26 protein-coding genes are annotated in these 25226 nt (G+C 65.3%); 10 read left to right on the top strand and 16 right to left on the bottom strand.

Annotation, left to right across the window (positions count from 1 at the left end; genetic code table 11):
- Window positions 1–98: 98 nt before the first annotated feature.
- The 3 genes from ABLE85_RS02080 to ABLE85_RS02070 form a co-directional block, all read right to left on the bottom strand.
- The gene (locus ABLE85_RS02080) at window positions 99–665 is read right to left on the bottom strand and encodes a DUF6101 family protein (RefSeq protein WP_348791016.1); all 567 of its coding nucleotides are present in this window, start codon (window positions 663–665) and stop codon (window positions 99–101) included.
- Between the two features lie 216 nt (window positions 666–881).
- Entirely contained in the window at window positions 882–2312 is a 1431-nt protein-coding gene (locus ABLE85_RS02075) for an FAD-binding oxidoreductase (RefSeq protein WP_348791015.1), read from the bottom strand.
- A gap of 5 nt (window positions 2313–2317) precedes the next feature.
- A complete protein-coding gene (locus ABLE85_RS02070; protein WP_348791014.1) occupies window positions 2318–3298 on the bottom strand; it encodes an L-threonylcarbamoyladenylate synthase in 981 nt (326 codons plus the stop codon).
- Window positions 3299–3465: 167 nt separating this feature from the next.
- On the opposite strand from ABLE85_RS02070, the gene ABLE85_RS02065 reads away from it, so the two are divergent.
- Entirely contained in the window at window positions 3466–3753 is a 288-nt protein-coding gene (locus ABLE85_RS02065; protein ID WP_348791013.1) for a hypothetical protein, read from the top strand.
- Between the two features lie 710 nt (window positions 3754–4463).
- Here the strand turns inward: ABLE85_RS02065 and glyS are convergent.
- From glyS to ABLE85_RS02045, 4 genes are all read right to left on the bottom strand, one after another.
- Window positions 4464–6680, bottom strand: coding sequence for a glycine--tRNA ligase subunit beta (gene glyS / locus ABLE85_RS02060; RefSeq protein ID WP_348791012.1), 2217 nt, complete (start codon window positions 6678–6680; stop codon window positions 4464–4466).
- A complete protein-coding gene (locus ABLE85_RS02055; protein ID WP_348791011.1) occupies window positions 6681–7634 on the bottom strand; it encodes a glycine--tRNA ligase subunit alpha in 954 nt (317 codons plus the stop codon).
- A gap of 196 nt (window positions 7635–7830) precedes the next feature.
- Complete coding sequence (locus ABLE85_RS02050; protein WP_348791010.1) at window positions 7831–9834, bottom strand: tetratricopeptide repeat protein; 2004 nt, start codon at window positions 9832–9834, stop codon at window positions 7831–7833.
- 150 nt (window positions 9835–9984) lie between these two features.
- Window positions 9985–11001, bottom strand: a complete 1017-nt coding sequence (locus ABLE85_RS02045; RefSeq protein WP_348791442.1) for a polyprenyl synthetase family protein — start codon at window positions 10999–11001, stop codon at window positions 9985–9987.
- 316 nt (window positions 11002–11317) lie between these two features.
- On the opposite strand from ABLE85_RS02045, the gene ABLE85_RS02040 reads away from it, so the two are divergent.
- The 6 genes from ABLE85_RS02040 (at window position 11318) to moaB (ending at window position 14965) form a co-directional block, all read left to right on the top strand.
- Window positions 11318–11548, top strand: coding sequence for a DUF2007 domain-containing protein (locus ABLE85_RS02040; RefSeq protein ID WP_348791009.1), 231 nt, complete (start codon window positions 11318–11320; stop codon window positions 11546–11548).
- Window positions 11545–12330, top strand: coding sequence for a methyltransferase (locus ABLE85_RS02035; protein ID WP_348791008.1), 786 nt, complete (start codon window positions 11545–11547; stop codon window positions 12328–12330). Before ABLE85_RS02040 ends, ABLE85_RS02035 begins: the two co-directional genes overlap by 4 nt.
- 72 nt (window positions 12331–12402) lie before the next feature.
- Complete coding sequence (locus ABLE85_RS02030) at window positions 12403–13272, top strand: S49 family peptidase (protein ID WP_348791007.1); 870 nt, start codon at window positions 12403–12405, stop codon at window positions 13270–13272.
- Between the two features lie 84 nt (window positions 13273–13356).
- Window positions 13357–13542, top strand: a complete 186-nt coding sequence (locus ABLE85_RS02025; RefSeq protein WP_348791006.1) for a hypothetical protein — start codon at window positions 13357–13359, stop codon at window positions 13540–13542.
- A gap of 10 nt (window positions 13543–13552) precedes the next feature.
- Window positions 13553–14410 carry a 4-(cytidine 5'-diphospho)-2-C-methyl-D-erythritol kinase gene (locus ABLE85_RS02020; protein ID WP_348791005.1) on the top strand — a complete coding sequence of 286 codons (858 nt, stop codon included), beginning with the start codon at window positions 13553–13555 and terminating at the stop codon, window positions 14408–14410.
- A gap of 6 nt (window positions 14411–14416) precedes the next feature.
- The gene (moaB, locus tag ABLE85_RS02015) at window positions 14417–14965 is read left to right on the top strand and encodes a molybdenum cofactor biosynthesis protein B (protein WP_348791004.1); all 549 of its coding nucleotides are present in this window, start codon (window positions 14417–14419) and stop codon (window positions 14963–14965) included.
- Between the two features lie 90 nt (window positions 14966–15055).
- On the opposite strand, the gene ABLE85_RS02010 is transcribed toward moaB, so the two are convergent.
- Window positions 15056–15562, bottom strand: a complete 507-nt coding sequence (locus ABLE85_RS02010; protein WP_348791441.1) for a glycosyltransferase — start codon at window positions 15560–15562, stop codon at window positions 15056–15058.
- A gap of 393 nt (window positions 15563–15955) precedes the next feature.
- Between ABLE85_RS02010 and ABLE85_RS02005 the strand changes: the two genes are divergently transcribed.
- Together ABLE85_RS02005 and ABLE85_RS02000 are read left to right on the top strand one after the other, a co-directional pair.
- Window positions 15956–17110, top strand: a complete 1155-nt coding sequence (locus ABLE85_RS02005; RefSeq protein ID WP_348791003.1) for a PA0069 family radical SAM protein — start codon at window positions 15956–15958, stop codon at window positions 17108–17110.
- Between the two features lie 152 nt (window positions 17111–17262).
- On the top strand, window positions 17263–17958 hold the full coding sequence (locus ABLE85_RS02000) for a ribonuclease HII (protein WP_348791002.1): 696 nt from the start codon (window positions 17263–17265) through the stop codon (window positions 17956–17958).
- Window positions 17959–18191: 233 nt separating this feature from the next.
- Here the strand turns inward: ABLE85_RS02000 and ABLE85_RS01995 are convergent, their stop codons facing one another.
- From ABLE85_RS01995 to ABLE85_RS01970, 6 genes are all read right to left on the bottom strand, one after another.
- Window positions 18192–18671: a F0F1 ATP synthase subunit B gene (locus ABLE85_RS01995; RefSeq protein WP_348791001.1), complete on the bottom strand. Its 480-nt coding sequence runs from the start codon at window positions 18669–18671 to the stop codon at window positions 18192–18194.
- A gap of 9 nt (window positions 18672–18680) precedes the next feature.
- On the bottom strand, window positions 18681–19250 hold the full coding sequence (locus tag ABLE85_RS01990) for a F0F1 ATP synthase subunit B (RefSeq protein WP_348791000.1): 570 nt from the start codon (window positions 19248–19250) through the stop codon (window positions 18681–18683).
- Window positions 19251–19318: 68 nt separating this feature from the next.
- On the bottom strand, window positions 19319–19543 hold the full coding sequence (locus ABLE85_RS01985) for a F0F1 ATP synthase subunit C (RefSeq protein ID WP_106723915.1): 225 nt from the start codon (window positions 19541–19543) through the stop codon (window positions 19319–19321).
- Window positions 19544–19616: 73 nt separating this feature from the next.
- The gene (locus ABLE85_RS01980; RefSeq protein WP_348790999.1) at window positions 19617–20366 is read right to left on the bottom strand and encodes a F0F1 ATP synthase subunit A; all 750 of its coding nucleotides are present in this window, start codon (window positions 20364–20366) and stop codon (window positions 19617–19619) included.
- Window positions 20367–20408: 42 nt separating this feature from the next.
- Window positions 20409–20816: an AtpZ/AtpI family protein gene (locus tag ABLE85_RS01975; protein ID WP_348790998.1), complete on the bottom strand. Its 408-nt coding sequence runs from the start codon at window positions 20814–20816 to the stop codon at window positions 20409–20411.
- 251 nt (window positions 20817–21067) lie between these two features.
- Window positions 21068–22258 carry a cell wall hydrolase gene (locus tag ABLE85_RS01970; RefSeq protein ID WP_348790997.1) on the bottom strand — a complete coding sequence of 397 codons (1191 nt, stop codon included), beginning with the start codon at window positions 22256–22258 and terminating at the stop codon, window positions 21068–21070.
- 210 nt (window positions 22259–22468) lie between these two features.
- Between ABLE85_RS01970 and ABLE85_RS01965 the strand changes: the two genes are divergently transcribed.
- Window positions 22469–22960: an NUDIX domain-containing protein gene (locus tag ABLE85_RS01965; protein ID WP_348790996.1), complete on the top strand. Its 492-nt coding sequence runs from the start codon at window positions 22469–22471 to the stop codon at window positions 22958–22960.
- A gap of 15 nt (window positions 22961–22975) precedes the next feature.
- Here the strand turns inward: ABLE85_RS01965 and der are convergent, their stop codons facing one another.
- Entirely contained in the window at window positions 22976–24406 is a 1431-nt protein-coding gene (gene der, locus ABLE85_RS01960) for a ribosome biogenesis GTPase Der (RefSeq protein ID WP_348790995.1), read from the bottom strand.
- A 9-nt stretch (window positions 24407–24415) separates the two neighbouring features.
- Complete coding sequence (locus tag ABLE85_RS01955) at window positions 24416–25081, bottom strand: tetratricopeptide repeat protein (RefSeq protein WP_348790994.1); 666 nt, start codon at window positions 25079–25081, stop codon at window positions 24416–24418.
- Window positions 25082–25226 lie beyond the last annotated feature (145 nt).

Raw genomic sequence — 25226 nt, 5'->3', positions numbered from 1 at the left:
AATTCGAAGACGTTCCGTAGAAGTTGGTCTAACGCCAACAGCCTTCACCGCCCACGAGCGCGGCCCATGGACGGCAAAGACCCAAAAACTTCAGTTGCCTACTGCCGGGCGATGATTTCCTCGCCGCCGATCACCAGCCGCAGGCCGAGATTGCCGGTCTTGCGGCGGGCCTGGAAGCGCGAGCGGCGCGCCATGGTCGGGCGCCCCTTGCGGCGGCCCTGCGGCGGCATGGCCTTGATCGCCGCGCCGAGCGATTCCTCCAGCGTACGAGCCACGCCGTCGGCCTCGATCAGAAGCATAGGCAGGCGGTAGGCTTCCGCCCAGGCGCGCCAGTCGGCGGCCACGTCTTCCAGATTGTCGGCCACCAGGAGCGGCACCGACAGCTGCGGGTCGTTGTGCAGCAGCTCGAGCGTCACCGTCACGTTGAGCAGGTCGTCCTCGATCGCCCGGGCAGCCACGCCGCGGAAGGCCCTGGCCGGCAGCACCACGGTGGCCGGCAGGCCGCTCTTCTTGAGTATGCGCCGGACCGTCGCGCCGCGCTGGTCGATGGTGAAGCTGACGTCACCGAACTCGTCGTGCGTGGCAAAGCTGGTCATCTGGGGCAAGCGATAAGGGTCGAGGCGCATGGTGCGCCCCGCCCAGACTGGCTTCAGTCCGGTGCTCATTGATTGTGCCTTCTTCCTGTTACTCCTGAGAGCCGGTGTTCCGGTCTCTCCGAACCGGGTTTTCCCGGTCTCGTTATGGGAAGGACACTAGCGCGGGGTTGTTACCGCCCCGCTTAAGAAAGTCGGTTAAATTTTGCTGATCTACCAGATGGTTATCGGAATCCGACCAGCTACAAGATGTTGTAAACCTGTCTGAAGAAGGGGTGAAGAAGACCCTCAGATCACCTTGCCCGGGTTCATGATCCCCGCCGGATCGAACGCCTTCTTCACGCGGCGCATGAGGTCGATGGCGATCGGCTGCGTCGTGGCGATCAGTTCTTCGCGCTTCATCTGGCCGATGCCGTGCTCGGCCGAGATCGAGCCGTTCATCTCCCGCACGATATCGTGCACCGCCTTGTTCATGTCCGGGTAGAGGTCGAGGAAGGCCTCGGTATCGCCGCCCGCCGGCTGCGAGATGTTGTAGTGCAGATTGCCGTCGCCCATGTGGCCGAAGCAGGCGATACGCGCCTCGGAACAGATCGCGGCCACCGCCTTGCCCGCCTGCTCGATGAAGGCCGGGACGGAGGCGACTGGCACCGAAATGTCGTGCTTGATCGAGCCGCCCTCTGGGCGCTGCGCCTCCGAAAGGCCCTCGCGCAGCCGCCAGAAGGCGCTCGCCTGCGCAAGGCTGGCGGCGATCGCCGCGTCACCCACCACGCCCGCCTCGAAGCCGGCGGTCAGCACCTCTTCAATCGTCTCGCGCGCATCCTCGGCCGAGCGGCCCGACGAAATCTCCATCAGCACATGCCACGGCCATTCGCTTTCCAGCGGCCGTTGCGCGTCGGGAATGTGGCGCAAGCCAAAGCCCAGCACCATGTCGGAGATGAGCTCGAAAGCGGTCAGGCCGCTGCCCGCCTGTTCGCTGGCGCGGCCGAACAGCTCCAGCGCGGCTTCCGGCGAGGAAAGGCCCACCCAGGCCACTTCCCTGCCCTTCGGCTTCGGAAACAGTTTTAGGACCGCCGCGGTGATGACGCCGAGCGTGCCTTCGGCCCCGACGAACAGGTCCTTCAGGTCATAGCCGGTGTTGTCCTTCTTCAGCTTGCGCAGGTCGTCAAACACCTCGCCGGTGGGCAGCACCACCTCCACGCCCAGGCACAATTCGCGCGCATTGCCATAAGCCAGCACGCCGGTACCGCCGGCATTGGAAGACAAATTACCGCCGACCTCGCACGATCCCTGCGAGCCGAGCGACAGCGGAAATAGCCGCCCCGCCGCATCGGCCGCCTCCTGCAGCTTTTCTAGGATCACGCCGGCCTCGGCGATCACCGTGTTGGACTGCGTGTCGATCTCGCGGATCCTGTTGAGCCGCGACAGAGAAAGCACCACCTGCGTGCCGGAGTGGTCAGGCATCTGTGCGCCCACCAGCCCGGTATTGCCGCCCTGCGGCACGATCGGCGTGCACGTTTCGGTGGCAAGCTGCATGATGCGGCTCACCTCCTCCACGCTGCCCGGGCGCAGCACCAGCGGCGAGACGCCGCCGAAGCGGCCGCGCGGCTCGGTGAGGTAAGGCGCGATGTCCGCCTCGTCGCGCAGCGCATGGCGCTCGCCGACGATCGCCGCGAAGCGGTCGAGCAAGGCGGAATCGAGAGGCGTCGAATGCTTTGTCATGTCAGCTACTTGGGTTCGAAATTCTCAACTGTCTCGCGCGGGGCGGCGGCGCGCGAAAGCCGGTCGTTGATCGCCTCGCCCAGCCCCTCATGCGGCACCGGCTCCACGGCGATAATCTTGGCGCCCGAACGGTCCAGCGCCTGCATGTATGTAAACAGATTGGCGGCCGCCTCGCGCAGATTGCCGGCCTCTGAAAGGTTCAGGAAGGCCACCGCCTTCTCCGCGCCGGCCGCGCGCTTGGCCCCGAAACCCAGCAGCGCCTCTCCCGGCTCGACGGCGGAAGCGTCCAGCCGCATCGCCGCCCCCGGCGCATAGTGCGACAGCATCATGCCCGGCGCCTCGATGCCCGCATCGCTGTTGCGCAGCAGTTTTGTCCCTGCCACCGCCTCGATCTCCTCGGCCGGGATGCCGCCGGGCCGCAGCAGGCGCAAGGCCCCGTCCTCGACCTTCACGATGGTCGATTCCACCCCCACCTGGGTCGGCCCGCCATCCACCACCAGCTTGATGCGGCCGCCCAGATCGGCATTTACGGCCTCGGCCGTGGTGCCGCTGATCTTGCCGGAGGAATTGGCGCTGGGGGCGGCCAGCGGGCGGCCGAAGGCGGCTATAAGCTCGGAGCCAAACCCCTTGGGCATGCGCAGCGCAATCGTGCCCAGCCCGGCCGTCACCAGCGGATGCAGGCCGCTGTCGGCGCGATGCGGCAGCACCAGCGTCAGCGGCCCCGGCCAGAAGGCTTCGGCCAGCCGGCGCGACAGCGGGTCGAATTCGGCGATCGTCTCGGCCATCGCCATGGAGGCGACATGCGCGATCAGCGGGTTGAAGCGCGGCCGGCCCTTGGCCTCGAAGATGCGCGCCACGGCCTCACCATTGGTGGCATCGCCGGCCAGCCCGTAAACGGTCTCGGTGGGAATGGCCACGAGTTCGCCGGCCGCCAGAAGCGCCAGCGCCCGCTCCATTGCTTTGCTGCCCTCGAGGATTTCGGCCACGTGCGACGATCTCTTTATTGAACACCGCCTGCCTATAGCGGGCGGCCTGCCGCGGCAAGTGCCGAGGAGTTTTTTCCGGCAATCGCTAAAATGCCGCGCTTTGCTTCAAACAAGCGGCAACGCCTGTTGCGCTATGAGCCATGGCAGGCAAATGGCAGGAGGGGGCAATGCGCATTGCAGGTGCTTTTCTGATTGCGGCGACCGTGCTGACGGCGACGACCGCGCAAGCCGGTTCCATCGAGACGCTAGAAGCAGCCAACTCGCCCGGCCCGTCGATCATGACCCTCGCCGCGCAGGCAGGCCAGGCGGCACGGCCATCCGTGATCACGCTCGGCAAGCCTGTCGCCACCGACGACAAGGTCGCCTCCAGCGCAGCCGTTTCGCGGTACTGGCCGGCCGAGCCGACCGTGTTCCGCGGCGGCGTGGTCGGCGGGGCGTGGGCTTCGAGCAACTGAGCCTGCCCGTTTAGGCTCTGGGGCCCTGTTCCCCCGTCGTCCTCGGGCCGCAATATTAGTGAAGCCGTGAAGGTTAAGGGCAGCCCGCCCCCAACCCGTCGTCCTCGGGCCGAAGCACGAGCGAAGCGAAATGCGAAGGTTCCGGGGACCCAGGCCTCGGACTCGCCACCGGCAGTCCGAGGCAGGTTTGGCGTCGACGCGCCGAACGTCAGATACCTACAAAAAGCCCGCAACCTCGCCGGCAACAGTACGAACGCGTCAACTTTGGACCGGCTTGCCCATTGGACCGTCGAGGCCTGGATCCCCGCAACCCCTCGCTTCGCTATCGCTCGCGCTCGGGGCGCGAGGATGACGGAGGGAGAGAGGCCCGCGGAAACTCCCCAGCGTTGAAGGCTTGCCAGAAACCTTACCCTGTCCTCCTCGGCCGCAATATGAGCACAGCCGTGAAGGTTAAGGGCCGACGCCCCGTCATCCTCGGGTCGCAGCACGAGCGAAGCCGCGAAGGCTAAGAGCGATGGCTCTCACCCGTCGTCCCCGGACCGCGGGACAAACGCAGCCGAGAAGGTTAAGGCCAGCCCGCCCCCAACCCGTCGTCCTCGGGCCGGAACACGAGCGAAGCGAAGTGCGGAGGTTCCGGGGACCCAGGCCTCGGACTCGCCACCGGCAGTCCGAGGCAGGTTTGGCCTAGATACGCCGAACCCGGAAACGCGTCAGCCCGCGATCTTCGAAAAATCCGCAACCTCGTCGGTGGCGGCGCGGATGCGCGACAACAGCGCGAGGCGGTTGGCGCGCACGTCGAGGTCCTCGTCGTTGACCAGCACATCGTCGAAGAAGGAATCGACCGGTGCGCGCAGCGCGCTCAGCGCCCGCATGGCGGCCGAAAAATCCTCGTTCTGGATCGCTTGCGCGGCTTCCTTGTCGGCCTGATTGATCGCCGCGAACAGGGCCTGCTCCTCGTCCTCGCGGAACAGCGAAGTATCGACGGCTTCCGCGATGCGCGTGCCCTTCTTCTCTTCAGCCGCAAGGATGTTGGCCGCGCGCTTGGTGCCGGCCAGCAGGTTCTTGCCGTCCTCGGTGTCGAGGAAGGTGCCGAGCGCCTCGACGCGGCGCACGACCATCAAGAGGTCGTCGTTGGAAGCCGTCCCCTCGCCAGCCGCCAGCACGGCGTCGATGAGATCGTAGCGGGCGCCCTGATCGCGCAGATAGACTTTCAGGCGATCGTGGAAGAAGGAGAGAAGGTCCATGAAAAGCTGAGCACGCTGGCCGGAAACCTGCGAGTAGCCGTTCATGGCGAAATCGCCGGCGCGGCCGAGCTGAACCCGCGCGGCGTTCTCGATGAGCATGCGGATCACGCCCAGCGCCGCCCTGCGCAGCGCATAGGGGTCCTTGGAGCCCGTGGGCTTTTCGTCGATGGCCCAAAAACCCACCAGCGTGTCGAGCTTGTCGGCCAGCGCCACCGCCACCGAAACCGGGTCGGTCGGCACACGATCGGACGGGCCCTGCGGCTTGTAGTGCTCCTCGACGGCTGCCGCCACCGAAGCATGCTCGCCCTGCAGCAGCGCATATTTGTGGCCCATGGCGCCCTGCAGTTCGGGGAACTCGCCAACCACCTCGGTCTGCAGGTCTGCCTTGGCCAGAACCGCGGCGCGCTCGGCCAGGGCTGGATCGGCGCCGACGATCGGCGCGATCTCGCGCGCCAGCTTGCGGATGCGGTCCACGCGCTGCCCTTGCGTGCCGAGCTTGGCATGGAAGGTCACGTTGAGGTGGTCGAGCCGCGCCATGCGCTGGTCGAGCGGCTTCTTCATGTCGAGGCCGAACTTTTCGGCCGAAGCCCCAAGCTCGCCAAGGTCCGGCAGGTCGTGCTGGTCGGTGTTCCAGAAATAGTGCGCGTCGGAGAGGCGTGCGCGCACCACCTTTCCATTGCCGTGGGCGATCTCCCTGCCGCCGTCCTTCGCCTCGATATTGGAAATGAGCACGAAGCGGTTGGAGAGGCCTTCGGCCTCGCCATGCGGCCGCGTGACGAAGCACTTCTGGTTGGCGCGGATGGTCAGGCGGATCACCTCGGCCGGGATGGCCAAAAAGTCCTGCTCGAACTCGCCCATCAGCACCACCGGCCATTCGACGAGACCCGACACTTCCTCCAGCAGGCCTTCGTCTTCGACCAGGTCGAGGCCGCTGGCGAAGGCCAGGTTCTTGGCATCGGAAAGGATGATCTGCTTGCGGCGATCCGCATCGAGCACCACCTTGGCGGCCTCGAGCTTGGCCACATAGTCGTCGAAGCGGCGCACGGTGATGGCGCCGGGCGCATGGAAGCGGTGTCCGTAGGTGACATTGCCGGCGCGGATGCCGTCGATCTCGAAATCCACTACCTTGGGCTCCTCGGTCTCGGGACCGAAGGTGCAGACGATGGATTGCAGCGGGCGCACCCAGCGCAGCGTGTCGCCGCCGCGGCCTTCCGCGCCGTTATACCTCGCGCCCTTCGGCCCGGAGGCCGCGCCCCAGCGCATCGACTTCGGCCAGGGGAAGGCGCGGATCACGGCCGGCATCAGCTCGGCGATGATCTCCTCCGCCGCGCGGCCAGGCTTCGAGATATGGGCGACGTAGAAATCGCCCTTCTTGGGGTCCGTATGCACATGCGCCTGGGAGATGTCGGTCAGCCCGGCCGAGCGCAGGAAGCCTTCGATCGCTTGCTGCGGCGCCTTGGTGCTGGGCCCCTTCTTCTCCTCGTGCACGTCCTTCGAGCGCGGGGTCATGCCGCGAATGTCCAGCGTCAGCCGGCGCGGCGTCCAGTATTCGCGCGCCGCCTCATAGGTGAGGCCCGCTTCCACCAGGCCGTCGGTGACCATCTTCCTCAGGTCGCCGGCAGCCTTGCGCTGCATGCGCGCGGGGATTTCCTCGGAGCGAAGTTCAAGCAGAAAATCGGGCATTTATGCAGCCTCGCCGGTCATCGCGAAGCCACCGGCCTCGGTTTGAAGGAACGCCTCCCCGCACTGGCGCGAGAGGTTGCGCACGCGCAGGATGTAGCTCTGCCGCTCGGTGACCGAGATCACCCCGCGCGCGTCGAGCAGGTTGAAGACATGGCTGGCCTTGATGCACTGGTCATAGGCCGGAAACACCAGCTGGTGCGGCTTGCCGTCGGTGCGCTCGGCACCGGCCTTGAGCAGCGCCTCGCACTCGGCCTCGGCCTCCTCGAAATGCCTCAGCAGCACCGCCGTGTTGGCGTGCTCGAAATTGTAGCGCGAATATTCCTGCTCGGCCTGCAGGAAGACTTCGCCATAGGTGACCTTTTCGTCACCGTCGCGGCCGTTGAAGTTGAGGTCATAGACATTGTCCACGCCCTGCACATACATGGCCAGGCGCTCGAGCCCGTAGGTCAGCTCGCCGGCCACCGGCGCGCATTCGATGCCGCAGACCTGCTGGAAATAGGTGAACTGCGACACTTCCATGCCGTCACACCAGCATTCCCATCCCAGGCCCCAGGCGCCCAGCGTCGGGCTTTCCCAGTCGTCCTCGACGAAGCGGATGTCATGCAGCAGCGGATCGATGCCGATCGCCTTCAGCGAGCCGAGATAGAGCTCCTGCAGGTCCGGCGGGTTCGGCTTCAGGATCACCTGGTACTGGTAGTAGTGCTGCAGCCGGTTCGGGTTCTCGCCGTAGCGGCCGTCCTTGGGCCGGCGCGAGGGCTGCACATAGGCCGCTTTCCAGGGCTTCGGCCCCAAGGCGCGCAGCGTCGTGGCCGGGTGGAACGTACCGGCGCCGACCTCCATGTCGTAGGGCTGCAGGATGACGCAACCGTATTTTGCCCAGTAGTCGTGCAGAGTCAGGATCAGCCCCTGGAACGAGCGGCTGGGGTGCATATGGGCGGGTAAATTGGCGGTCACGGGAAAGCCTCAAAAAGACGGGCCGAAAGACGGCCCGTCCTATTCCGGCCTGCCGGAAGCGTCAAGTTTTCCCGAGAGGATCAGTTGCCCTACTACAGCACAGCGCGCCCGAAAGGGCGCGCAAAGGACGCTGTAGCACTTTGAATCTATGCATAATCCCTTTCCAAAAATCGGTTCCGATTTTTGGGGTTATGCGTCAGGGAATGATCAATTCCTGGCCCGGCACGATGCGGCCGGGATCGCCGTGCAGTTGCGGGTTGAGGTTGAGGATTTCCTGATAGCGGTCGCCATTGCCGAGCACCTCGTTAGCGATCGACCACAGCGACTGGCCGGGCTGCACCGTGTAGGCCGCGGGCTTCGCGGAAATCTTTTGCACCGGGGCCAGGTCGGGATGCTCCCCCTTCTTCTCGGGCTGCGGTTCGGCCGGTTCCTCCGGCTTCACCTCGGGCTCCACCGGCTTGACCGGCGCCTGCGCGGCGGCCTTGCCCTCCAGCGGCGGCAGGCCTTCGGACAGCTTCTTCTGCACCGAGGCCAGCACATCCGGCTCCGGCTTCATGTCGCGCGCGTGGCTCCACTGGAAGGTCGCCTCCAGCTTGCGGCCGGCGCGCCAGTAGGCGTCGCCGAGATGGTCGTTCAGCACCGGGTCCTCGGGCTTCAGCGAAACCGCCCGCTCCAGTTCCGTCACCGCTTCGTCGAAGCGGCCGAGGCGGTAATAGGCCCAGCCCAGCGAATCGACGATGTAGCCGTCGCTCGGCCTCAGGTCGACCGCCTTGCGGATCATGGCCAAGCCTTCATCGAGGTTCGTGTTCATGTCGACCCAGGAGTAGCCCAGATAGTTCAGAACCTGCGGCTGGTCGGGCATGAGCTTCAGCGCTTCGCGGAAGTTCGGCTCGGCCTTGGGCCATTCCTTCAGCCGTTCATAGGCGATGCCGCGCTGGTAGAAGATGTTCCAGTCGGATTTCTCCGGCTTCTTCAGCCGCTCCACCGCCTTGTCGTAGACCTCGGCCGCGGCGCGAAAATTCTCGGTCGAGGCATAGACGCCGCCGAGCGCCAGATAGGCGCGCATGTCGTCTGGCGCCTGTTCGAGCAAGGATTTGAGAAGGGTGATCGCCTCGTCGTGCTGCTTGAGGTCGGCGAGGTTGAGGCCGAGCTGCAATTCGGCGGAACGCTTCAGCGGCGAGTCGGCCGGCACGCGGCGATAGAGATCGATCGCCTCCTGCCCGTTCTCCTGCTGCTCGGCCACTGCCGCCAGCTGCATCAGCGCTGCATCGCTGTCGTGGCGCAGCGCCAGAGCATATTGCAGGTAGAGCCGCACGAAGGGCTCGCCGCCGCCCCGGTTCAACGCGGCGGCGAGGTCCAGCAGGATTTCGCTGGCGCCGTCCGCCGGAGTGGCGATCAGCTGCGAAACCGGCTCGCCCTTCTCGATCTTCTGGCGTAGCACGGTCAACGCCACGCGGCCGCTGGCGAAAGAGTTGGCCTTGTCCAGCACGGCCAGCGCCTTCTTCTTCTCGCCGCGATGGGCAAGCGAGCTGGCATAGGCCTCCGCCGCCCGCAGCCAGGTTTCCGGCGCCGCGCCGCCAGCCGCGACGTTCTCGAGCGTGGCGGCGTAGATTTTGTCAGCCTCCTGCGTCTTGCCGGCGACATCGGCGATCAGCGCGCGGTGATAGGTGGTGAACAGCGAATACCACTCAGGCCCCTGGAGCTTCTCCAGATAGGAAATCGCACCCTTGGTGTCGCCGGCACCAGCCTTCGACCAGGCGGTCATGACGCTGGTGATGAGCCGGTCGAGGTCGGATTCGACCGTAAGCTTGAGGAGGTTCTCGGAGGACTTGTAGTCCCCCTTGCGGATAGCGTCGGCCGCCAGTGCCAGGCGCGAGAAGCGCTCGATATCGGGCACGGCCTTCAGCTTCTCGGCATAGGGCAGCGATTCGTCGAAGCGCCCCTGGGCGATCAGCGCCAGCATCAGGCTCTGCTGGAGGTCCGAGTTCTCGGTGTCGAAGGCAAGCGCGCGCTTGTAGTAGGCGATGGCGCTGTCGAGGTCGTTGTCGACTTCGGCCACCCGAGCGGCGAGATAGGCACCGGACAACGAATTGATGTTGACCGTTTCGTTGGTCTGCTTGGCCAGAACCGGCTGTCCTATCACCATCAGGCCCGCCAGCGCCGAAACACTCGCCAGCCAGCCCACGCTCATTCGCCGCATATTCGTCCTTCCCGCCGCACCGCCCCAATGGCGGCGTGACTCACTTGCGCGATAGTTCGCAAAAGCATGGCCTTTTTGCGGTCGCGGTTCAATCGGCCGCACTTCACAATCCGGTCAAAGACCGGCCGTCATTGCCTTGCCAATCAGCCTTTATACCACGCGGCTGATGCAGAAATCGATGACGTCGATCAATGCTGTCTTCTGCGGCGTCGCATCGAGGGGCGCCAGCGCGTCGCGGGCGATCTCGCCGAAGTGTCGCGCGCGGCCGATCGTGTCGGCGATCGCGCTGTGGCGCGTCATCAGGCCTATCGCCTTCTCCAGCGCCGCGTCGTCGGCGTTGTTCTGCTCGATTGCAACCTTCCAGAACTCGCGCTCGGCCGCCGTTCCGCGCCGGTAGGCGAGGATGACCGGGAGCGTCACCTTGCCCTCGCGGAAATCGTCGCCGACATTCTTGCCCAAATTGGAGCTGTCGCCGCCATAGTCCAGGGCGTCGTCGATGAGCTGGAAGGCCAGGCCGAGATTCATGCCGTAGGAGCGCAGCGCCGCCCGCGCCGGCTTGGACGCGCCTGCAATCACCGGGCCGACCTCGGCCGCGGCCGAAAACAGCGCGGCGGTCTTGGCCTTGATGACGGCGAAGTGCTCGTCCTCGGTCGTTTCGAGGTTCTTGGCGGCGGCCAACTGCATCACCTCGCCCTCAGCGATGATGGAGGCAGCCGTGGACAGGATGTCGAGCGCTTCGAGCGAGCCGACTTCGACCATGAGCCGGAACGCCTGACCGAGCAGGAAATCGCCCACCAGCACGCTAGCCTGATTGCCCCAAATCATGCGTGCCGTCTTCTTGCCGCGGCGCATGCCGCTTTCGTCGACGACGTCGTCATGCAGCAACGTGGCCGTGTGCATGAATTCCACGCTCGTGGCGAGCTTGATGTGGCCCTCGCCGGAGTAGCCGAACATCTGCGCGGCTGCCAGCGTCAGCATCGGCCGCAGCCGCTTGCCCCCCGAGGAGATGAGGTGGTTGGCGACCTCGGGGATCATCTCCACATCCGACCCGGCCTTGGACAGGATCAGCTTGTTCACCCGCGCCATGTCGGGCGCCGTCAGGTCGATGAGTTCCTGGATGGAAGCGGCCTCGCGCTTCCCCTCACCGATGTTGAGAACGACACCCACCATAAACTCTCCACATTTCGAGCCGAGCCCCTCAGGCTGGGCCATGATTTAGGTCGCCAAGGCCTTCATGGGCAAGAGGCGAATTAGCGCGGTCGATAGCTATGCCAAGACAGCGGCTCGAAACGAAGGAAACTATCCGCTGGTTTCTACGCGTCGGAGCACAATGCCAACACCTCGGCGGCGTTCACGGGCGTGAGATAAAGCCCCGAGGAGTTCGAGCGGCTGAAGCTATTTTTCAGGAAGCGCTGAACGAAGCAGCGGCGTATGCTCCCGGCAACCGTTTACATCGCCCCCACAAACTGCGAGTCTTACGCGCATGATCGAGCTCATCCGCACCAACGATGCCGTCGTCATCTCCTTCATCGAATCGCTGCTGCGCGATGCCGGCATCCACTGCCTCGTCGCCGACCAGAACATGAGCGTGCTGGACGGCTCGATCGGCGTGCTGCCGCGCCGCATCCTCGTGGCGGACGCCGATGAGAAGGAGGCCCGACGCCTGCTGACCGACGCCGGCTTCGCCAAGGAAATGCGCCGGGACCGTCCATGACGACGGCCGTGCGCGAGCGCGCCGTCTTCACCGTCGACGCCTTCCATCGCGGCAATTTCTGGCTGGTGCAGCCGCGCGACGCCGGGCACCGCGCCGGCATGGACGCGCTGATGCTGGCGGCCGCCGTGCCGTCCGACTTTCGCGGCCATCTGGCCGACTTCGGCGCTGGCGCGGGCGCGGCTGGGCTGGCGGCCGCCTCGCGCTGTCCGGAAGCGACGGTCACGCTCGTCGAGCAGTCGCCCGAGATGGCCGATTGCGCCCGCCAGACGCTCGCTCACGAAGGCAACGCGCATCTTGCCTCCCGCGTCTCACTACTCGAGGCCGATGTGACGCTTGCCGGCAAGGCGCGCGCCGCTGCCGGGCTCGCCGACAATTCCTGCGATTTCGTCATCATGAACCCGCCCTTCAACACGTCGCGCGACCGGGCCACGCCCGACGATCTGCGCCGCCAGGCGCATGTGATGGAGGACGGGCTGTTCGAGCGCTGGCTGCGCAGCGCCGCGGCAGTGGTGCGCCCGCGCGGCGGGCTGGCGCTGATCGCCCGGCCGCAGTCGCTGCCGCAGATCCTGGCCGCGCTTGCCGGTCGCTTCGGCTCGGCCGAGATCATGCCCATCCACCCGCGCGCCGAGGCCGCGGCCATCCGCATCGTGCTGCGCGCCCGCCGCGCCGCGCGCGGGGCGCTTGCGCTTTGCCCGCCGCTGGTCCTTCATGAGCATGGCCACAAGCTCTCGCCTCGCGCCGATGCGGTCAGCAACGGGCGAGCATCGCTTTTCGGCGACTGACTTTTTCCGGGCGGCATTGCGGTCCGGACGCGAATGCCTACATGCGAAGCAATTCCACCGGAGATCCATTCTGTGAGACGACTGCTCGACCGCCTTCTGCCGAAATCCATGCGCTCGCAGGTGACGACGATCCCGGTCATCAGGCTCCACGGCGCGATCATGTCGGGCGGCCCCCAATTCCGGCCGACCCTGTCGTTGGCCTCCACGGCAAGCGTCATCGAGAAGGCCTTTACCTTCGCCGACGCGCCGGCGGTGGCGATCTCCATCAACTCCCCCGGCGGGTCACCGGTGCAGTCGCGCCTGATCTACAAGCGCATCCGCGACCTCGCCGCCGAGAAGAACAAGCAGGTGCTGGTCTTCGTCGAGGACGTGGCGGCCTCCGGCGGCTACATGATCGCGGTGGCCGGAGACGAGATTATCGCCGACCCCTCCTCCATCGTCGGCTCGATCGGCGTGGTCTCGGCCTCCTTCGGCTTCCCCGAGCTGCTGAAGAAGATCGGCATCGAGCGCCGCGTCTACACCGCCGGCGAGAACAAGGCTGTGCTCGACCCCTTCAAGCCGGAGAAGAAGGAGGACGTCGAGCGCCTGAAGGCGCTGCAGCTCGAGGTCCACGGCACCTTCATCGACCTCGTCAAGGAACGGCGCGGCGCAAGACTGAAGGACGATCCCGACCTCTTCACCGGCCTGTTCTGGAGCGGCAAGCGCGGCCTCGAGCTCGGCCTAGTCGACAGCCTCGGCGACATGCGCTCGGTGCTGAAGCAGCGTTTCGGCGAAAAGACCCGCCTGCGCCTGATCACCCCGCCGCGCGGCCTGTTCGGCCGCCGGCTCGGCGTCTTCGGCACGCGACAGGGCTTTTCAGCACCCGACATCGCCGCGGCCGCCGCTGGCGGCCTGCTGGAGGCGGCCGAGGAGCGCTCGCTCTGGGCGCGCTTTGGCCTTTGAAAAGCCCGACAAGATGCCTATGATGACAAAAAGCCCGCTTGAGCGGCGCTCGGCAGCCCCATGGACAAGGGGAGAACAGGAACAATGCCACAGCTAATCTTCTTCGCGCTCGTCGGCCTGGTCGCCTATTGGGGCTATCGCCACTTCGTCCGGGAAGCCGAACGCGTGACGGCGAAAATCCGCCGCGCCGAGCGGCAGGCCGCCACCGGCACCATGGGCACGCTGGTCAAGGACCCCAAGACCGGCGAATACCGCCTGGCCAAGGACTGACCGAAACGCCGTGCATGCTCCCGCTCCCGCCGAACATGCGCCGGCGAAGATCAATCTGGCGCTCCATGTCACCGGCCGGCGGGCCGACGGCTATCATCTGCTCGAAAGCCTTGCCGTCTTCACCGAATTCGGCGACTGCCTGATTGTGAGCCCGGCCACGGAGGACGCTTTCTCCGTCACCGGCCCGTTCGCCGCACAGGTCCCGCTGGATGCCGGCAACCTCGCCATCCGCGCCCGCGATGCGCTGCGCGCATTTTCTCCCGCCTCGGCCGCGCCGGTGGCGATCTCCCTCGAAAAGAACCTTCCCGTCGCCTCCGGCATCGGCGGCGGCTCCAGCGATGCGGCGGCCGCCCTGCGCGCGCTGGCCCACCACTGGGGCATCGAGGCCGACCTTGCCGCGCTCGGCCTGAAGCTCGGCGCCGACGTGCCCATGTGCCTGGCTGCCCGGCCGTTGCTGGCGCGCGGCATTGGCGAGGTTCTGGAGCCTGTGGCCGACCTTCCACCGCTGCCGCTGGTGCTGGTCAATCCCGGCGTCGGCGTCTCCACGCCCGATGTCTTCCGTGCGCTGGCAAGCCGCGAGAACCCGCCCCTGCCGCCCCTTCCCGGTCGCCTCGACCCCGCATCGGTGCTGGAATGGCTGCGCGCTACGCGCAACGACCTGGAAAACCCCGCCAAGACCCTTGCGCCGGCCATTGGCGACGCGCTTGATGCGCTTGGCGGCACAGGCGCGCCCTTTGCCCGCATGTCCGGCTCGGGCGCGACCTGTTTCGGCCTGTTCGAAACCGACGCCGATGCCGCCCGCGCGGCCGAGGCGATCCGCGCCAGCTATCCCGGCTGGTTCGTCGCGGCGACCACAAGCATGAGGTAAGAAAAAATGTCCGACGAGACGCGCCCCTTCATCCCGGTCCGCATCGCCGTGCTCACGGTTTCAGACAGCCGCACGCTGGCCGACGACAAGTCGGGGCAGACGCTAGCCGATCGCATCGCGCTGGCCGACCATGTGCTGGCCGCGCGCGACATCGTCCGTGACGACAAGGAAGAGATCCGCGAGCGGGTGCTGAACTGGTCGCGGGACAAGAACATCGACGTGGTCATCACCACCGGCGGCACCGGCTTCACCGGCCGCGACGTGACGCCGGAGGCGCTGGAGCCGATCTTCGAAAAGCGCATGGACGGCTTCTCGGAGCTGTTCCACCGCATCTCCTACGACAAGATCGGCACCTCAACCGTGCAGTCGCGCGCCACCGGCGGCGTGGTCAACGCCACCTTCGTCTTCGTGCTGCCGGGTTCGCCCGGCGCCTGCAAGGACGCCTGGGACGGGATCCTCATGCCCCAGCTCGACTACCGCCACATGCCGTGCAATTTCGTGGAGATCATGCCCCGCCTGGACGAGCACCTGAAGCGCGGCGGCAAGTCGGCCTGATCCGACACATCGGCCAAGCCGCCCAGCGCCGCGAATACCAGCGGTCAGCAGGCCCGCCTCCCTTTGATCGCGAAACGCCCTGAGGCCCCTTCAGCCCGGCGCGGCCACGTGGATTTCGGCCGACAGCCGTTTCGCCGCCAGCCCGTGCGCCAGCGCCTCGGCATTGGTTGCGCGGCGCGAGAGAGGAAACGCCTGTGCCTTACGGATCAGCAGTCCCTCCGCCAAGGCCCGCTGGCGGGCGAACAGGCGCGTGAAAAACGGTGTCTTGTCGTCCCGGGAGCGGACGAAGCGCCCCGGCATGGCCATCATTTCCATGTGATGCTCGACCGCCTCGGCCCATCCGTCGACCAGCCGCGCGCCTGGCTCGATCAACAGCAGCCAGTCGCTCTTGGCCTGCGCGATGCCGGCGGCGATGCCGCCTTCGGCGAGAAAATGACAGCCGGTCTGGTCGGCGACCTGGTGGGTATGATCGGTCGATCCGAGATCGCACACAATCACCTCGCGCACCGTCCCCGCCACGGCCGCGCCGATCAGCGACGACAGCGTCCGCGCCAACGCTTCCTCATTGTTCCTGGTTTCTATCAGGACGCTCAGCATCGCCATCGCCTATCCCAAACCGCTCCAAATTGCCATCCTGTACGCCTCGGCACTAACGCCTTCCCCCCGTAATTGGTCGCGGGCGCCCCCATCCCCATCATCCTCGGGCCGGAGCACGAGCGTAGCAGGGGAGCGAGCGACGAAGGTCCGTCCGTGATTGGCCGCAGGCGCACCCACCCTCGTCATCCTCGGGCCGGAGCAGGAGCGATAGCGAAGTGCGGAGGTTCCGGGGAACCATGCCTCTCCGCCGAAGCTGCCGCAACGACGCAGGAAGAACCGGTCGCATAGTGCGCACCCTCACAATCTAAAAAGTTCTTGCTTTGTTCTCATTCGCCGAATACGAATAGGGTCATGAACGGCACGAGTCGCCGACGACCTCTGGAGACGAGCGGAATGGAACCGATCGCGCGCGCGGATGCTGCGGCTTTCAGGAACGGCGGTTCCGCGATGGCCAACGCGGTCATCGAGGAAAGCGGCATCAGGATCGATGGTGAACGGCGGCGCGGCCGCGCGGCCGGCATCAATCCGACCGGCCGCTTCGAGCCGGTGACCCGCCACGTGTTCGACGACGGCTGGAGCACCATCGAGGAACTTCCTCCCTTCAAGACCGAGGTGCAGACGGAAAAGCCGCGCACCATCATCACGCGCAACAGTTCGCCCGACATTTCCTTCGATCGATCGATCAATCCCTATCGCGGCTGCGAGCATGGCTGCGTCTACTGCTTCGCGCGGCCGACCCACAGCTATATGGGCATGTCGCCCGGGCTCGACTTCGAGTCGAAACTGTTCGCCAAGCCCGATGCGGCGAAGCTGCTCGACAGGGAACTGTCGAAGGACGGCTACCAGCCGCGCACGATCGCCATCGGCACCAACACCGACCCCTACCAGCCGATTGAGAAGCAATGGCGCATCATGCGCGAGATCCTCGAGGTGCTGGAGGCGCGCAAGCATCCGGTCGGCATCGTCACCAAGTCGGCGCTGGTGGTGCGCGACATCGACATACTGTCGCGCATGGCCGAGCAAGGCCTGGCCAAGGTGGCGCTGTCGGTAACGACGCTCGACCGGATGATCGCCCGTACCATGGAGCCGCGCGCGGCCACGCCTACCCGCCGGCTGGAGGCGATCCGCCAGCTGAGCGACGCCGGCATCCCGGTCGGCGTCATGGTTGCTCCCATCATTCCCGGGCTGACCGATTCCGAGATCGAGCGCATCCTCGATTCGGCCTATGCGGCCGGTGCGCGCGAGGCGGGCTACGTCATCCTGCGTCTGCCGCTGGAGGTCAGCCCGATCTTCAAGGACTGGCTGCTGCGCCACTATCCGGATCGCTACCGTCACGTCATGTCGCTCGTCCGCTCGATGCGCGACGGCAAGGACTACGACGCGGAATGGGGCAAGCGCATGAAGGGCTCCGGCCCCTATGCCTGGCAGATCGGCCGTCGCTTCGAGATCACCGCGCGCAAGCTCGGGCTGAACCTGCGAAAGACCCAGCTTCGCGCCGACCTTTTCGTGGCCGCGGAGAAGCAGCACGAGCAGCTGATGCTGCTTTGACGACATGACTTGCCGGCCGTCGCCACGGCCGGCAGCGCCATCGGTTCCCGTCCGGCCTTTCCCTACCGCCGACGGCAACCTTCCAGGCCTCCGCCCCGAACGGCCCGGAAGGACTTGCGGAGAATCGGGCCTGATGCGAGCATCGCCGCACTATGGCTCGCCAGCGTCCCGATTCTCCGCCCCTCTTCGAAATCGTCGACTACCCCGATTTCTCCTTCGAGAAGCGTGCGATCGCGCGCGGCCAATGGCCGGTTGCCGGCCTGGACGAAGCCGGGCGTGGGCCGCTGGCCGGCCCGGTGGTAGCGGCGGCAGTGGTGCTCGATCCGGCGCGCATTCCCGACGGCCTTGACGATTCCAAGCGGCTCACCCTCGCCCAGCGCGAGCAAATATTTTCGCAAATCCTCGCCACCGCGCTCGGCGTTTCCATGGCCTCGGTCTGTGCGGAAGGCATCGACCGCAGCGACATCCGCAAGGCGAGCCTGGAGGCGATGCGCCGGGCTCTATGCGGCCTGCCGCTGGCGCCGAAGCTGGCGCTGGCCGACGGCCGCGACGTGCCGCCGGGCCTACCCTGCCCGGGCGAGGCGCTGGTCAAGGGCGATCGCCGCTCTCAGTCCATCGCCGCCGCCTCGATCGTCGCCAAGGTCATGCGTGACCGCATGATGACTGGCTGCGGCAACGTCGATGCGCGCTACGGCTTCGAGATACACATGGGCTATGCCACCGCCCGCCATCGCACCGCGATCACGACCTATGGCGCGGTCGCCCGCTGGCACCGCATTTCCTTCGCCCCGTTCCGGAACGGGGCAGCCGAGAACACCCCCTCCGAAGACGAAGAGCAGATTCTCTGAGCCGGATTTCGTACCCCGTCGCCAAATTTCTTGGCGACGCAACGGTGATGAGCCGAACCGGCCCCCGTCGCTGCTGACTGCATTCGATCGCCGCTGCCTTGGCAGCCTTTGCCAAAGCTCACATGCCGAAGCCAGAACCGTCACCTGGTCGCGCCTTAGGCGGACAAAATCCGCGCACGAAAAAAGCCGCCGGCTAGCCGGCGGCTTCAAAATCTACTGTCGGACGATGCCGCTCAGTTGAGCTTGGACTTCACTTCCTGCAGCGAAGTCTTGAAGAGGTCGGCACCGGCCTTGGCGTCCACCTTGGCGGCAAGCAACGTGCGGGCTGCCTCGACGGCGAGATCGACCGCGCTCGAACGCACCTCGTTGATCGCATCGCGCTCTGCCTGGCCGATCTTCTGCTCGGCGAGAGCGGCGCGGCGGGTGACGTACTCTTCGGTCTTCTTCTTCGCTTCGGTAACCAGCAATTCGGCCTCGTGCTTGGCAGCCTCGACGATGTCGGCGGCGTCCTTCTCGGCTTCCTTGCGCTTGCGCTGGAACTCGGCGAGAAGCTGCTGCGCTTCTTCGCGCAACTTGCGGGCTTCCTCGAGCTCGTTGCGAATGCGGTCCGCACGCGAATCGAGCGACTTAGAGATCATCCCCGGCACCTTCATATAGAGGACGACGGCGACGAAGATGATGAGGGCAACGGTGGCCCAGAATGTAGCATCCATGGCCTGCTCCTACTCCTGCGCGGCCTTGACGGCGGCAGCAACGGCAGCCTTGTCGGCCTTACCGCCGACCAGTTCCTGGACGATTGCGGCAGTGGTGTCTTCCGCGATCGTGCCGACTTCCTTCATCGCGGCGGCCTTGATGGCGGCGATGCGGCCCTCAGCCTCGGCGAGCTTCTGCTCGAGTCCGGCTTCGACCTTCTTGCGCTCCGCCTCGGCATCGGCCTTGGCACCGTCACGGGCCTGCTGACCGATCGTATTGGCCCTGGCCTTGGCTTCGGCAAGCTCCTGCTCGTAGGCGACAACCGCGGCGTCCGCTTCACTCTTCATGAGAGCGGCCTGGTCGAGATCCTGCGCGATACGATCGCGACGGACTTCGAGGATACCACCGACACGCGGCAGAACCACCCTCTTCAGGAAGATGTAGAACAGGCCAAACGTGATCGCGAGCCACAGAATCTGTGACGGATAGAATGACGGATCGAACGGCGGGAACTTCGCCTCGCTCTCCGCATGCTCCAACGATTGGGTTTCATTCGTCGCCGGAGCCTGCTCCTGCGCGAATGCCGGTGTCACGAACATTTGCTTCCCCTGTTCAGCCTATCCGGCCGCAACAGCGCGGCCGGAGATATCGCTCGGTCCAGCAATTCTTACGTGAAGAGGAGCAGGAGGGCGACGAGGAGCGAGAAGATGCCGAGAGCTTCGGTAACGGCGAAGCCGAAAATCAGGCGGCCGAACTGACCATCGGCAGCCGACGGATTGCGCAGCGCGCCCGCCAGGTAGTTACCGAAGATGGTGCCGAGGCCGATGCCTGCACCGCCCATGCCGAGGCAGGCGATGCCCGCACCGATTGCCTTTGCTGCTGCTACTTCCATGTCCAACTCCTTGTGGATCGAAATTCAGTTCAATGCTTTCACTTGGCGGGAGGAGGCCCGCCGGCGACTTGTATTAGTGGCCCGGATGCAGGGCGTCGTTGAGGTACATGCAGGTCAGAACCGCAAAGACGTAGGCCTGCAGGAAGGCCACCAGGAACTCGAGGGCGGTGATCGCAACCGTCATGGCGAGCGGCAGGATCGAGCCGGCGACACCAACCGCACCGAGAGCGCTCAGCGAGGCAACGAAGCCCGCAAAAACCTTAAGCGTGATGTGACCGGCCAGCATGTTCGCGAAAAGACGGACGGAGAGGCTGATCGGACGCGAAAGGAACGAAATGATTTCGATGAGCACGACCAGCGGCACGAGAATGCCGGGCACGCCACTCGGCACGAACAGCTTCAGGAAGCCGATACCGTTCTTCATGAAACCATAGACGATCACGGTGCCGATCACCAACAGCGCCAGCGCGAAGGTGACGATGATCTGGCTGGTGACGGTGAAGAAATACGGGAACAGGCCGAGCAGGTTGGCCACCAGCACGAACATGAACAGCGAGAAGACGAACGGGAAGAATTTCATCCCGTGCGATCCCGCCGCGTCTCGCAACATGGAGGCCACGAACTCGTAGGACATTTCCGAAATGGACTGAAGCCGGCTCGGGATCAAGCCGCGGCTCGACGTCGTCAGAAACAGGAAGGCGCCGGCGACCGCGATCGTGGCGACCATGAAGGCCGACGAATTGGTGAAGGAGAAGTCGTATCCGCCGATTTCGATCGGAATCAACTTCGTGATGTGAAACTGATGGATCGGATCGTTGGACACGCGGCCCCCTTAGTAAAAATTGTGCCCGCAAGCACAGTTGATTCAGTCTTCCGAACCCTCGGAACGCTTGTCAGGCGCTTTCGGACCCGGCTGGGCAACGACGCCCGCAGAACGCATGACATTGAGAACGCCGGCACCGAAGCCAAGGAGCAGAAAAACAATCAAGCCCCATGGCGACGTTCCAGCCAGGCGATCAATCGTCCAACCCAGTCCGGCACCGACAGCCACGCCCGCGATGAACTCGCTGGACAGCTTTACCGCCTGACCGTATCCGGTCGCTCCGCCTGACTTGGCGCCCCGCTCCCCGTCACTTCCGCTGTGCAGCCTGGCCGCGATTTTCGCGTCAAGCTCGCGCCGGCGGCGCTCGAGGTCGTCGTCGCGGAGGTCAGGCTCATGCTGCTCCCCAGGCCCGGCTTTTCCGGTTTCGTCTGGCCTTCTCTTGTTGGCCATCGCAACCTCCTTGCCTGGACAGAACGTCGCCGTCCATCCGCTTCAAAGTCGCCGGCAACATAGTTAGGGAGCCTATCTGCGTCAAGCCACGGAGTGGGCGCTCTCCCGATGTATTTTAGCAAATGAAATCATATGCTTGGCAAAGTGCGACATCCTGCCCGGCACTGCAGGTGCGCCGTTACACCCGAATCCGGGCCAAAACCGGGCCGCAGGTCGCTCTTCAAGGAAGGTGCGGCAGGCTGCCGAAAAGGTCAGATCCAGCCGCCCCCATAGGTCCGGTAGAAGATGTGCAGCCCGATTCTCTTCATCTTCTCCATCGTGCGGGCCCAGCCAGGGCTTACATAGGCGGCGTAGTAGTGCGTGGAGGAAGCGACTTCCGGGATGAAGATCTTGCCGGCGGTGACCGCCATCGCGATGTCCTCGGCGATCTTGTAGTGCTCGCGGCTGGTCACGACCTTCTTGCGGCCATCGCATGCGAAAGAGAACTGGCAGCGATTGAGCCAGTCGTCGTTCTGGTAGACGACGCCGCAGATCGTGTCCGGATAGGCCGGATTGCGAACGCGGTTGAGGATGACCTGCGCCACCGCAGCCTGGCCCTTCAGGCTTTCGCCCTGCGCCTCGAAATAGATGGCGGTCGCCAGGCACTTCTGCTCGGGCTTGGAAAAGACGCTGGCCGGCAGCGGGTTGCGCATCCAGTCGTGATCGCCCTCCGCAAGCGGCGGGATGAATCGACCGGCCGATGGGTCCGTGTCCTTGAGCAGGCTCTCGAAGGGCGAGGTCTTGGCGTAGTCCGGCGCCGGCGGCGCATAGGCGGTCGCCAGGATGTCCGGCGTGTTGTTGTTGACGAGGCTGGCCAGCATGGTCGGCACGCCGGGAGCCTTCTTCTTCTTGTCCTCCGTGGCGTGGAATGCCGTGGCGATCTTGACTTCCTTGCCTTTGATCTGTGGATTGACGAAGGCCATCTTCAGATTGCCGTCGAAGGTAGGCTGCATGAGCGAGCTGGTGCGGCGCAGGATAGAGCCGGCTGTGAAGGCCTTGGGCGGCGCGGCCGGCGTCACATTGACGATGCGCCCTTTCTTGTCACGCCGGTTGATGCGCTCCTCGTCCGGAACGTCGTTGCCTGCCGCGCCCTTGCCCCGAAACGCCACCGCGCCGATACCGGGCGCCGTCACGCCGGCCCCCGAAATCGATCCGGTGATGATGTCGCCATCTGCAAAGGGCATCTCGACCGCATGCGTGGAGCCGGCAACAGCATTCTGGACGAAGGAGTTCCAGCGTGCGCCCGAAGCCTCGGCGCCGGAAATCAGGCTGGCCATGTCCTGATAGGCTACCGTGGTCGGAAAGCCGATCCAGATACCAAGTCCGATCACCAGCGGGGGAAGAAATGAGCGCCTTTGCGGTCTGGCAACGGCCAGTTGCGGCGTCGATGAACGTCGATGCACAGAAACTCTCCGGAACGCAACAGCAACCTACGGAGACAGAAAGCAGAGCACGGCCAGCCCGGGATGCGCCAAGGGCCATGCTCTGAACCCTCTCCGAAAAACACCCGTTAACCATAGGAAGGCATGGTTAATGCGTACTTAATCGGAGACATTGAGCCTCTGCTCCCGAGGCGGGGCGCAAGACCAACATGCTACAAGCGGAATCGATCGATGCCGAAAAGAAGCGCCGGCATTCTGATGTTCAAGCAGACCGACCGCGGCACGGAGGTCCTGCTCGTGCATCCTGGTGGGCCGTTCTGGAGAAACAGGGATAGCGGCGCCTGGAGCATACCCAAAGGGGAATATGACGAGGCTGAAGCAGCGGAAAGCGCGGCCAGGCGGGAGTTCCGGGAAGAGACAGGCGCCGAAGCAGCAGCCAAGTTGCAGCCTCTTGGGACGCTGCGCCAGCCAGGCGGCAAGCTCGTCACCGCCTTCGCCATGGAAGGCGATTTCGACACCGACGCGCTTCAAACCAACAGCTTCGAGATGGAATGGCCTCCGCGCAGCGGCCGCACGCAATCATTTCCCGAAGTGGACCGTGCCGGATGGTTCACGATCCAGGAGGCCCGGAAGGCCATTCTTCCCGGCCAGGCTCCATTCCTGGCGGAATTGCTAAAGCTGCTCGGCAGGCCACCGTTGCCGCCCGCCTCACCCAGGGGATGAGGCGCAGCAGCGAAATCAGCTGCGCTTTCTGGCCCGACCGGCGAACGGATTTTCAGGCGCGCGCAGCACCATGCGGATCGGCACGCCCGGCATGTCGAAGTAATCCCGCAGGTTGTTGACCAGGTACCGCACATAGGATTGCGGCATGGCCTCAGGCCGGGTGCAGGACAGGACAAAGCCCGGCGGCCGCGTCTTGGCCTGGGTGATGTACTTGATCTTGAGGCGGCGGCCGGCGACCGCGGGCGGTGGATGATGCGCCAGGATGCGTTCCAGCCAGCGATTGAGACGCCCGGTGGAAACGCGGCGGTTCCAGACCTGGTGCGTCTTCAGCACCGCGTCCATCAGCTTGTCGAGGCCGCGCCCGGTCTCGGCCGAGACGGGAACCGCCAGCAGGCCGCGCACCTGCGGCAGCAGCCGGGCGGTCTTCTCGCGCAGGTCGGCCAGCGTCTCCTGCGGGTTCTCGATCAGGTCCCACTTGTTGAGGGCCAGCACCAGCCCCCGCCCCTCGCGGATGATGAGGTCGGCGATCTGCAGGTCCTGTTTCTCGAACGGGATGGTGGCGTCGAAGACGACGATGACGATTTCGGCGAAGCGAACGGCGCGCAGGCCGTCGGCCACGGACAGCTTCTCGAGCTTTTCCTGAACCTTGGCCTTGCGCCGCATGCCGGCGGTATCGAACAGGCGAATGAGGCGTCCGCGCCAAGTCCAGTCGACCGAGATCGAATCGCGGGTGATGCCGGCCTCAGGCCCGGTCAGCAGCCGCTCCTCGTCGATCAGCGCGTTGATCATCGTCGACTTGCCGGCATTGGGCCGGCCGACGACGGCGATGCGCATCGGCTTGGTGTCGTCATAGGCGGGTTCGACGTCCGGATCGGCGATGTCCTCGCCGACGAGAACTTCCGTCAGCGGATGATCCTCGGACTCTTCCTCGTCCTCGCCGAAGGCGCGGTCCGCGCCAATCGCCTCGATGATCGCCTCGCGAAGGTCGGGCATGCCCTGCCCGTGTTCGGCCGAGATCGGGATCGGCTCACCGAGACCGACTTCCCAGGCTTCCAGCATGCCGCCCTGGGCGCCACGCGCCTCGGCCTTGTTGGCGACAAGAACGACGGGCTTGCCCGAACGGCGAACGACGTCGGCGAAGGCCTTGTCGTCCGGCATCAGGCCGGACTTCGAATCGACCACGAACAGGACGAGATCGGCTTCGTGTATGGCGAGCTCGGTCTGCGCCCGCATACGGCCCTGCAGCGTGGCGGCAGCGGCCGTTTCGAAACCGGCGGTGTCGATCACCTCGAAATTTAGGTCGTAAAGCTTGGCCGCATGGATGCGGCGGTCGCGCGTGACGCCCGGCGTGTCATCGACCAGCGCAAGCTTCTTGCCGACAAGGCGATTGAAAAGCGTCGATTTGCCGACGTTAGGTCGGCCTATGATGGCTACTTTGAAGGTCATGTCGCAGCGTCACGACGCAGCGCCCGAACCGCGGATCAGTTCGGACATGAGGGTGGCGCGTTCGCGCGCGTTGCGCGGGGCGCCGTCGTCGGACGAGATCTGGTCGAACAGCTTCAGCGCATCTTCCGCCTTGCCGTCCTTCCAGGCCGCGAGGCCGAGCGCTTCACGTGCGGAGTTCCGCAGCGGGTTGGTGTCGGCGGTGAGGTCCTCGACCCGCTTCGACACATCAGCATAGGAGCCGTGGTCGACCAGGATGTAGGCGGCGCGCAGCCGCGCCATGTCGCGAAGCACGCCAGGAATGGCACTGTCGGCACCAACCTCATCGAAGGCCTTTACGGCGCCGTCGAAATCGCCCTTGTCGGCCAGCACCGTCGCCGCGCGCATGCGCGCCAGCACCGGATAGGCACCGTAGCCGTCTGCCTCCAACGTCTTCAGTTCCGCGAGTGCCTCGTCGCTATTCCCGGAATTGGCCAGCGTGAGCGCCTGCAGGTAAGCGTCGCCAGAGCGGCTGGCCTGGCGTTCGGCCCAGTATTCGTAGGCAACGAAAGCGGCGGTGCCGAGCACCACCAATATCGCAAGCACCAGCGCGACGGGGCCAAAACGTTCCCACAGGAGGCGCGCCCGGTCCTGGCGCATCTCCTCGTTGACTTCGCGGATGAAACTGTCGTCCGACATTCGATCAAACCATGTTTGCCCAATCCGGGCTCTTCTGCGCAGCGTTGTAGCGATATTTCGCCCGCATGGAAGGGGGCGAGGCGGAAAATCGCGGATTGCCGGTTCAAGTCGTCGGCAAAGATCTGTTCATTAACCGGTCCGGCAC

It is taken from the genome of Mesorhizobium sp. KR1-2 (assembly GCF_040045035.1).
Classification (GTDB): Bacteria; Pseudomonadota; Alphaproteobacteria; order Rhizobiales; family Rhizobiaceae; genus Pseudaminobacter.
The sequence above is the reverse complement of the archived record's forward strand: the minus strand, read 5'-3'. Positions and strand labels throughout refer to the sequence as shown.

Bases quoted from the DNA above. Each gene is read 5' to 3' on its own strand.
- ABLE85_RS02065 (WP_348791013.1), top strand. From the start codon at position 3,466: ATGCGCATTGCAGGTGCTTTTCTGATTGCGGCGACCGTGCTGACGGCG.
- ABLE85_RS02010 (WP_348791441.1), bottom strand. From the start codon at position 15,562: ATGCTGAGCGTCCTGATAGAAACCAGGAACAATGAGGAAGCGTTGGCG.
- ABLE85_RS01955 (WP_348790994.1), bottom strand. From the start codon at position 25,081: ATGTCGGACGACAGTTTCATCCGCGAAGTCAACGAGGAGATGCGCCAG.
- moaB (WP_348791004.1), top strand. From the start codon at position 14,417: ATGTCCGACGAGACGCGCCCCTTCATCCCGGTCCGCATCGCCGTGCTC.
- ABLE85_RS02075 (WP_348791015.1), bottom strand. From the start codon at position 2,312: ATGACAAAGCATTCGACGCCTCTCGATTCCGCCTTGCTCGACCGCTTC.
- ABLE85_RS01990 (WP_348791000.1), bottom strand. From the start codon at position 19,250: ATGTTCGTGACACCGGCATTCGCGCAGGAGCAGGCTCCGGCGACGAAT.
- ABLE85_RS01965 (WP_348790996.1), top strand. From the start codon at position 22,469: ATGCCGAAAAGAAGCGCCGGCATTCTGATGTTCAAGCAGACCGACCGC.
- glyS (WP_348791012.1), bottom strand. From the start codon at position 6,680: ATGCCCGATTTTCTGCTTGAACTTCGCTCCGAGGAAATCCCCGCGCGC.
- ABLE85_RS02040 (WP_348791009.1), top strand. From the start codon at position 11,318: ATGATCGAGCTCATCCGCACCAACGATGCCGTCGTCATCTCCTTCATC.
- ABLE85_RS02080 (WP_348791016.1), bottom strand. From the start codon at position 665: ATGAGCACCGGACTGAAGCCAGTCTGGGCGGGGCGCACCATGCGCCTC.
- der (WP_348790995.1), bottom strand. From the start codon at position 24,406: ATGACCTTCAAAGTAGCCATCATAGGCCGACCTAACGTCGGCAAATCG.
- ABLE85_RS02025 (WP_348791006.1), top strand. From the start codon at position 13,357: ATGCCACAGCTAATCTTCTTCGCGCTCGTCGGCCTGGTCGCCTATTGG.
- ABLE85_RS01975 (WP_348790998.1), bottom strand. From the start codon at position 20,816: ATGGCCAACAAGAGAAGGCCAGACGAAACCGGAAAAGCCGGGCCTGGG.
- ABLE85_RS01995 (WP_348791001.1), bottom strand. From the start codon at position 18,671: ATGGATGCTACATTCTGGGCCACCGTTGCCCTCATCATCTTCGTCGCC.
- ABLE85_RS01985 (WP_106723915.1), bottom strand. From the start codon at position 19,543: ATGGAAGTAGCAGCAGCAAAGGCAATCGGTGCGGGCATCGCCTGCCTC.
- ABLE85_RS02005 (WP_348791003.1), top strand. From the start codon at position 15,956: ATGGAACCGATCGCGCGCGCGGATGCTGCGGCTTTCAGGAACGGCGGT.
- ABLE85_RS02050 (WP_348791010.1), bottom strand. From the start codon at position 9,834: ATGCGGCGAATGAGCGTGGGCTGGCTGGCGAGTGTTTCGGCGCTGGCG.
- ABLE85_RS02035 (WP_348791008.1), top strand. From the start codon at position 11,545: ATGACGACGGCCGTGCGCGAGCGCGCCGTCTTCACCGTCGACGCCTTC.
- ABLE85_RS02000 (WP_348791002.1), top strand. From the start codon at position 17,263: ATGGCTCGCCAGCGTCCCGATTCTCCGCCCCTCTTCGAAATCGTCGAC.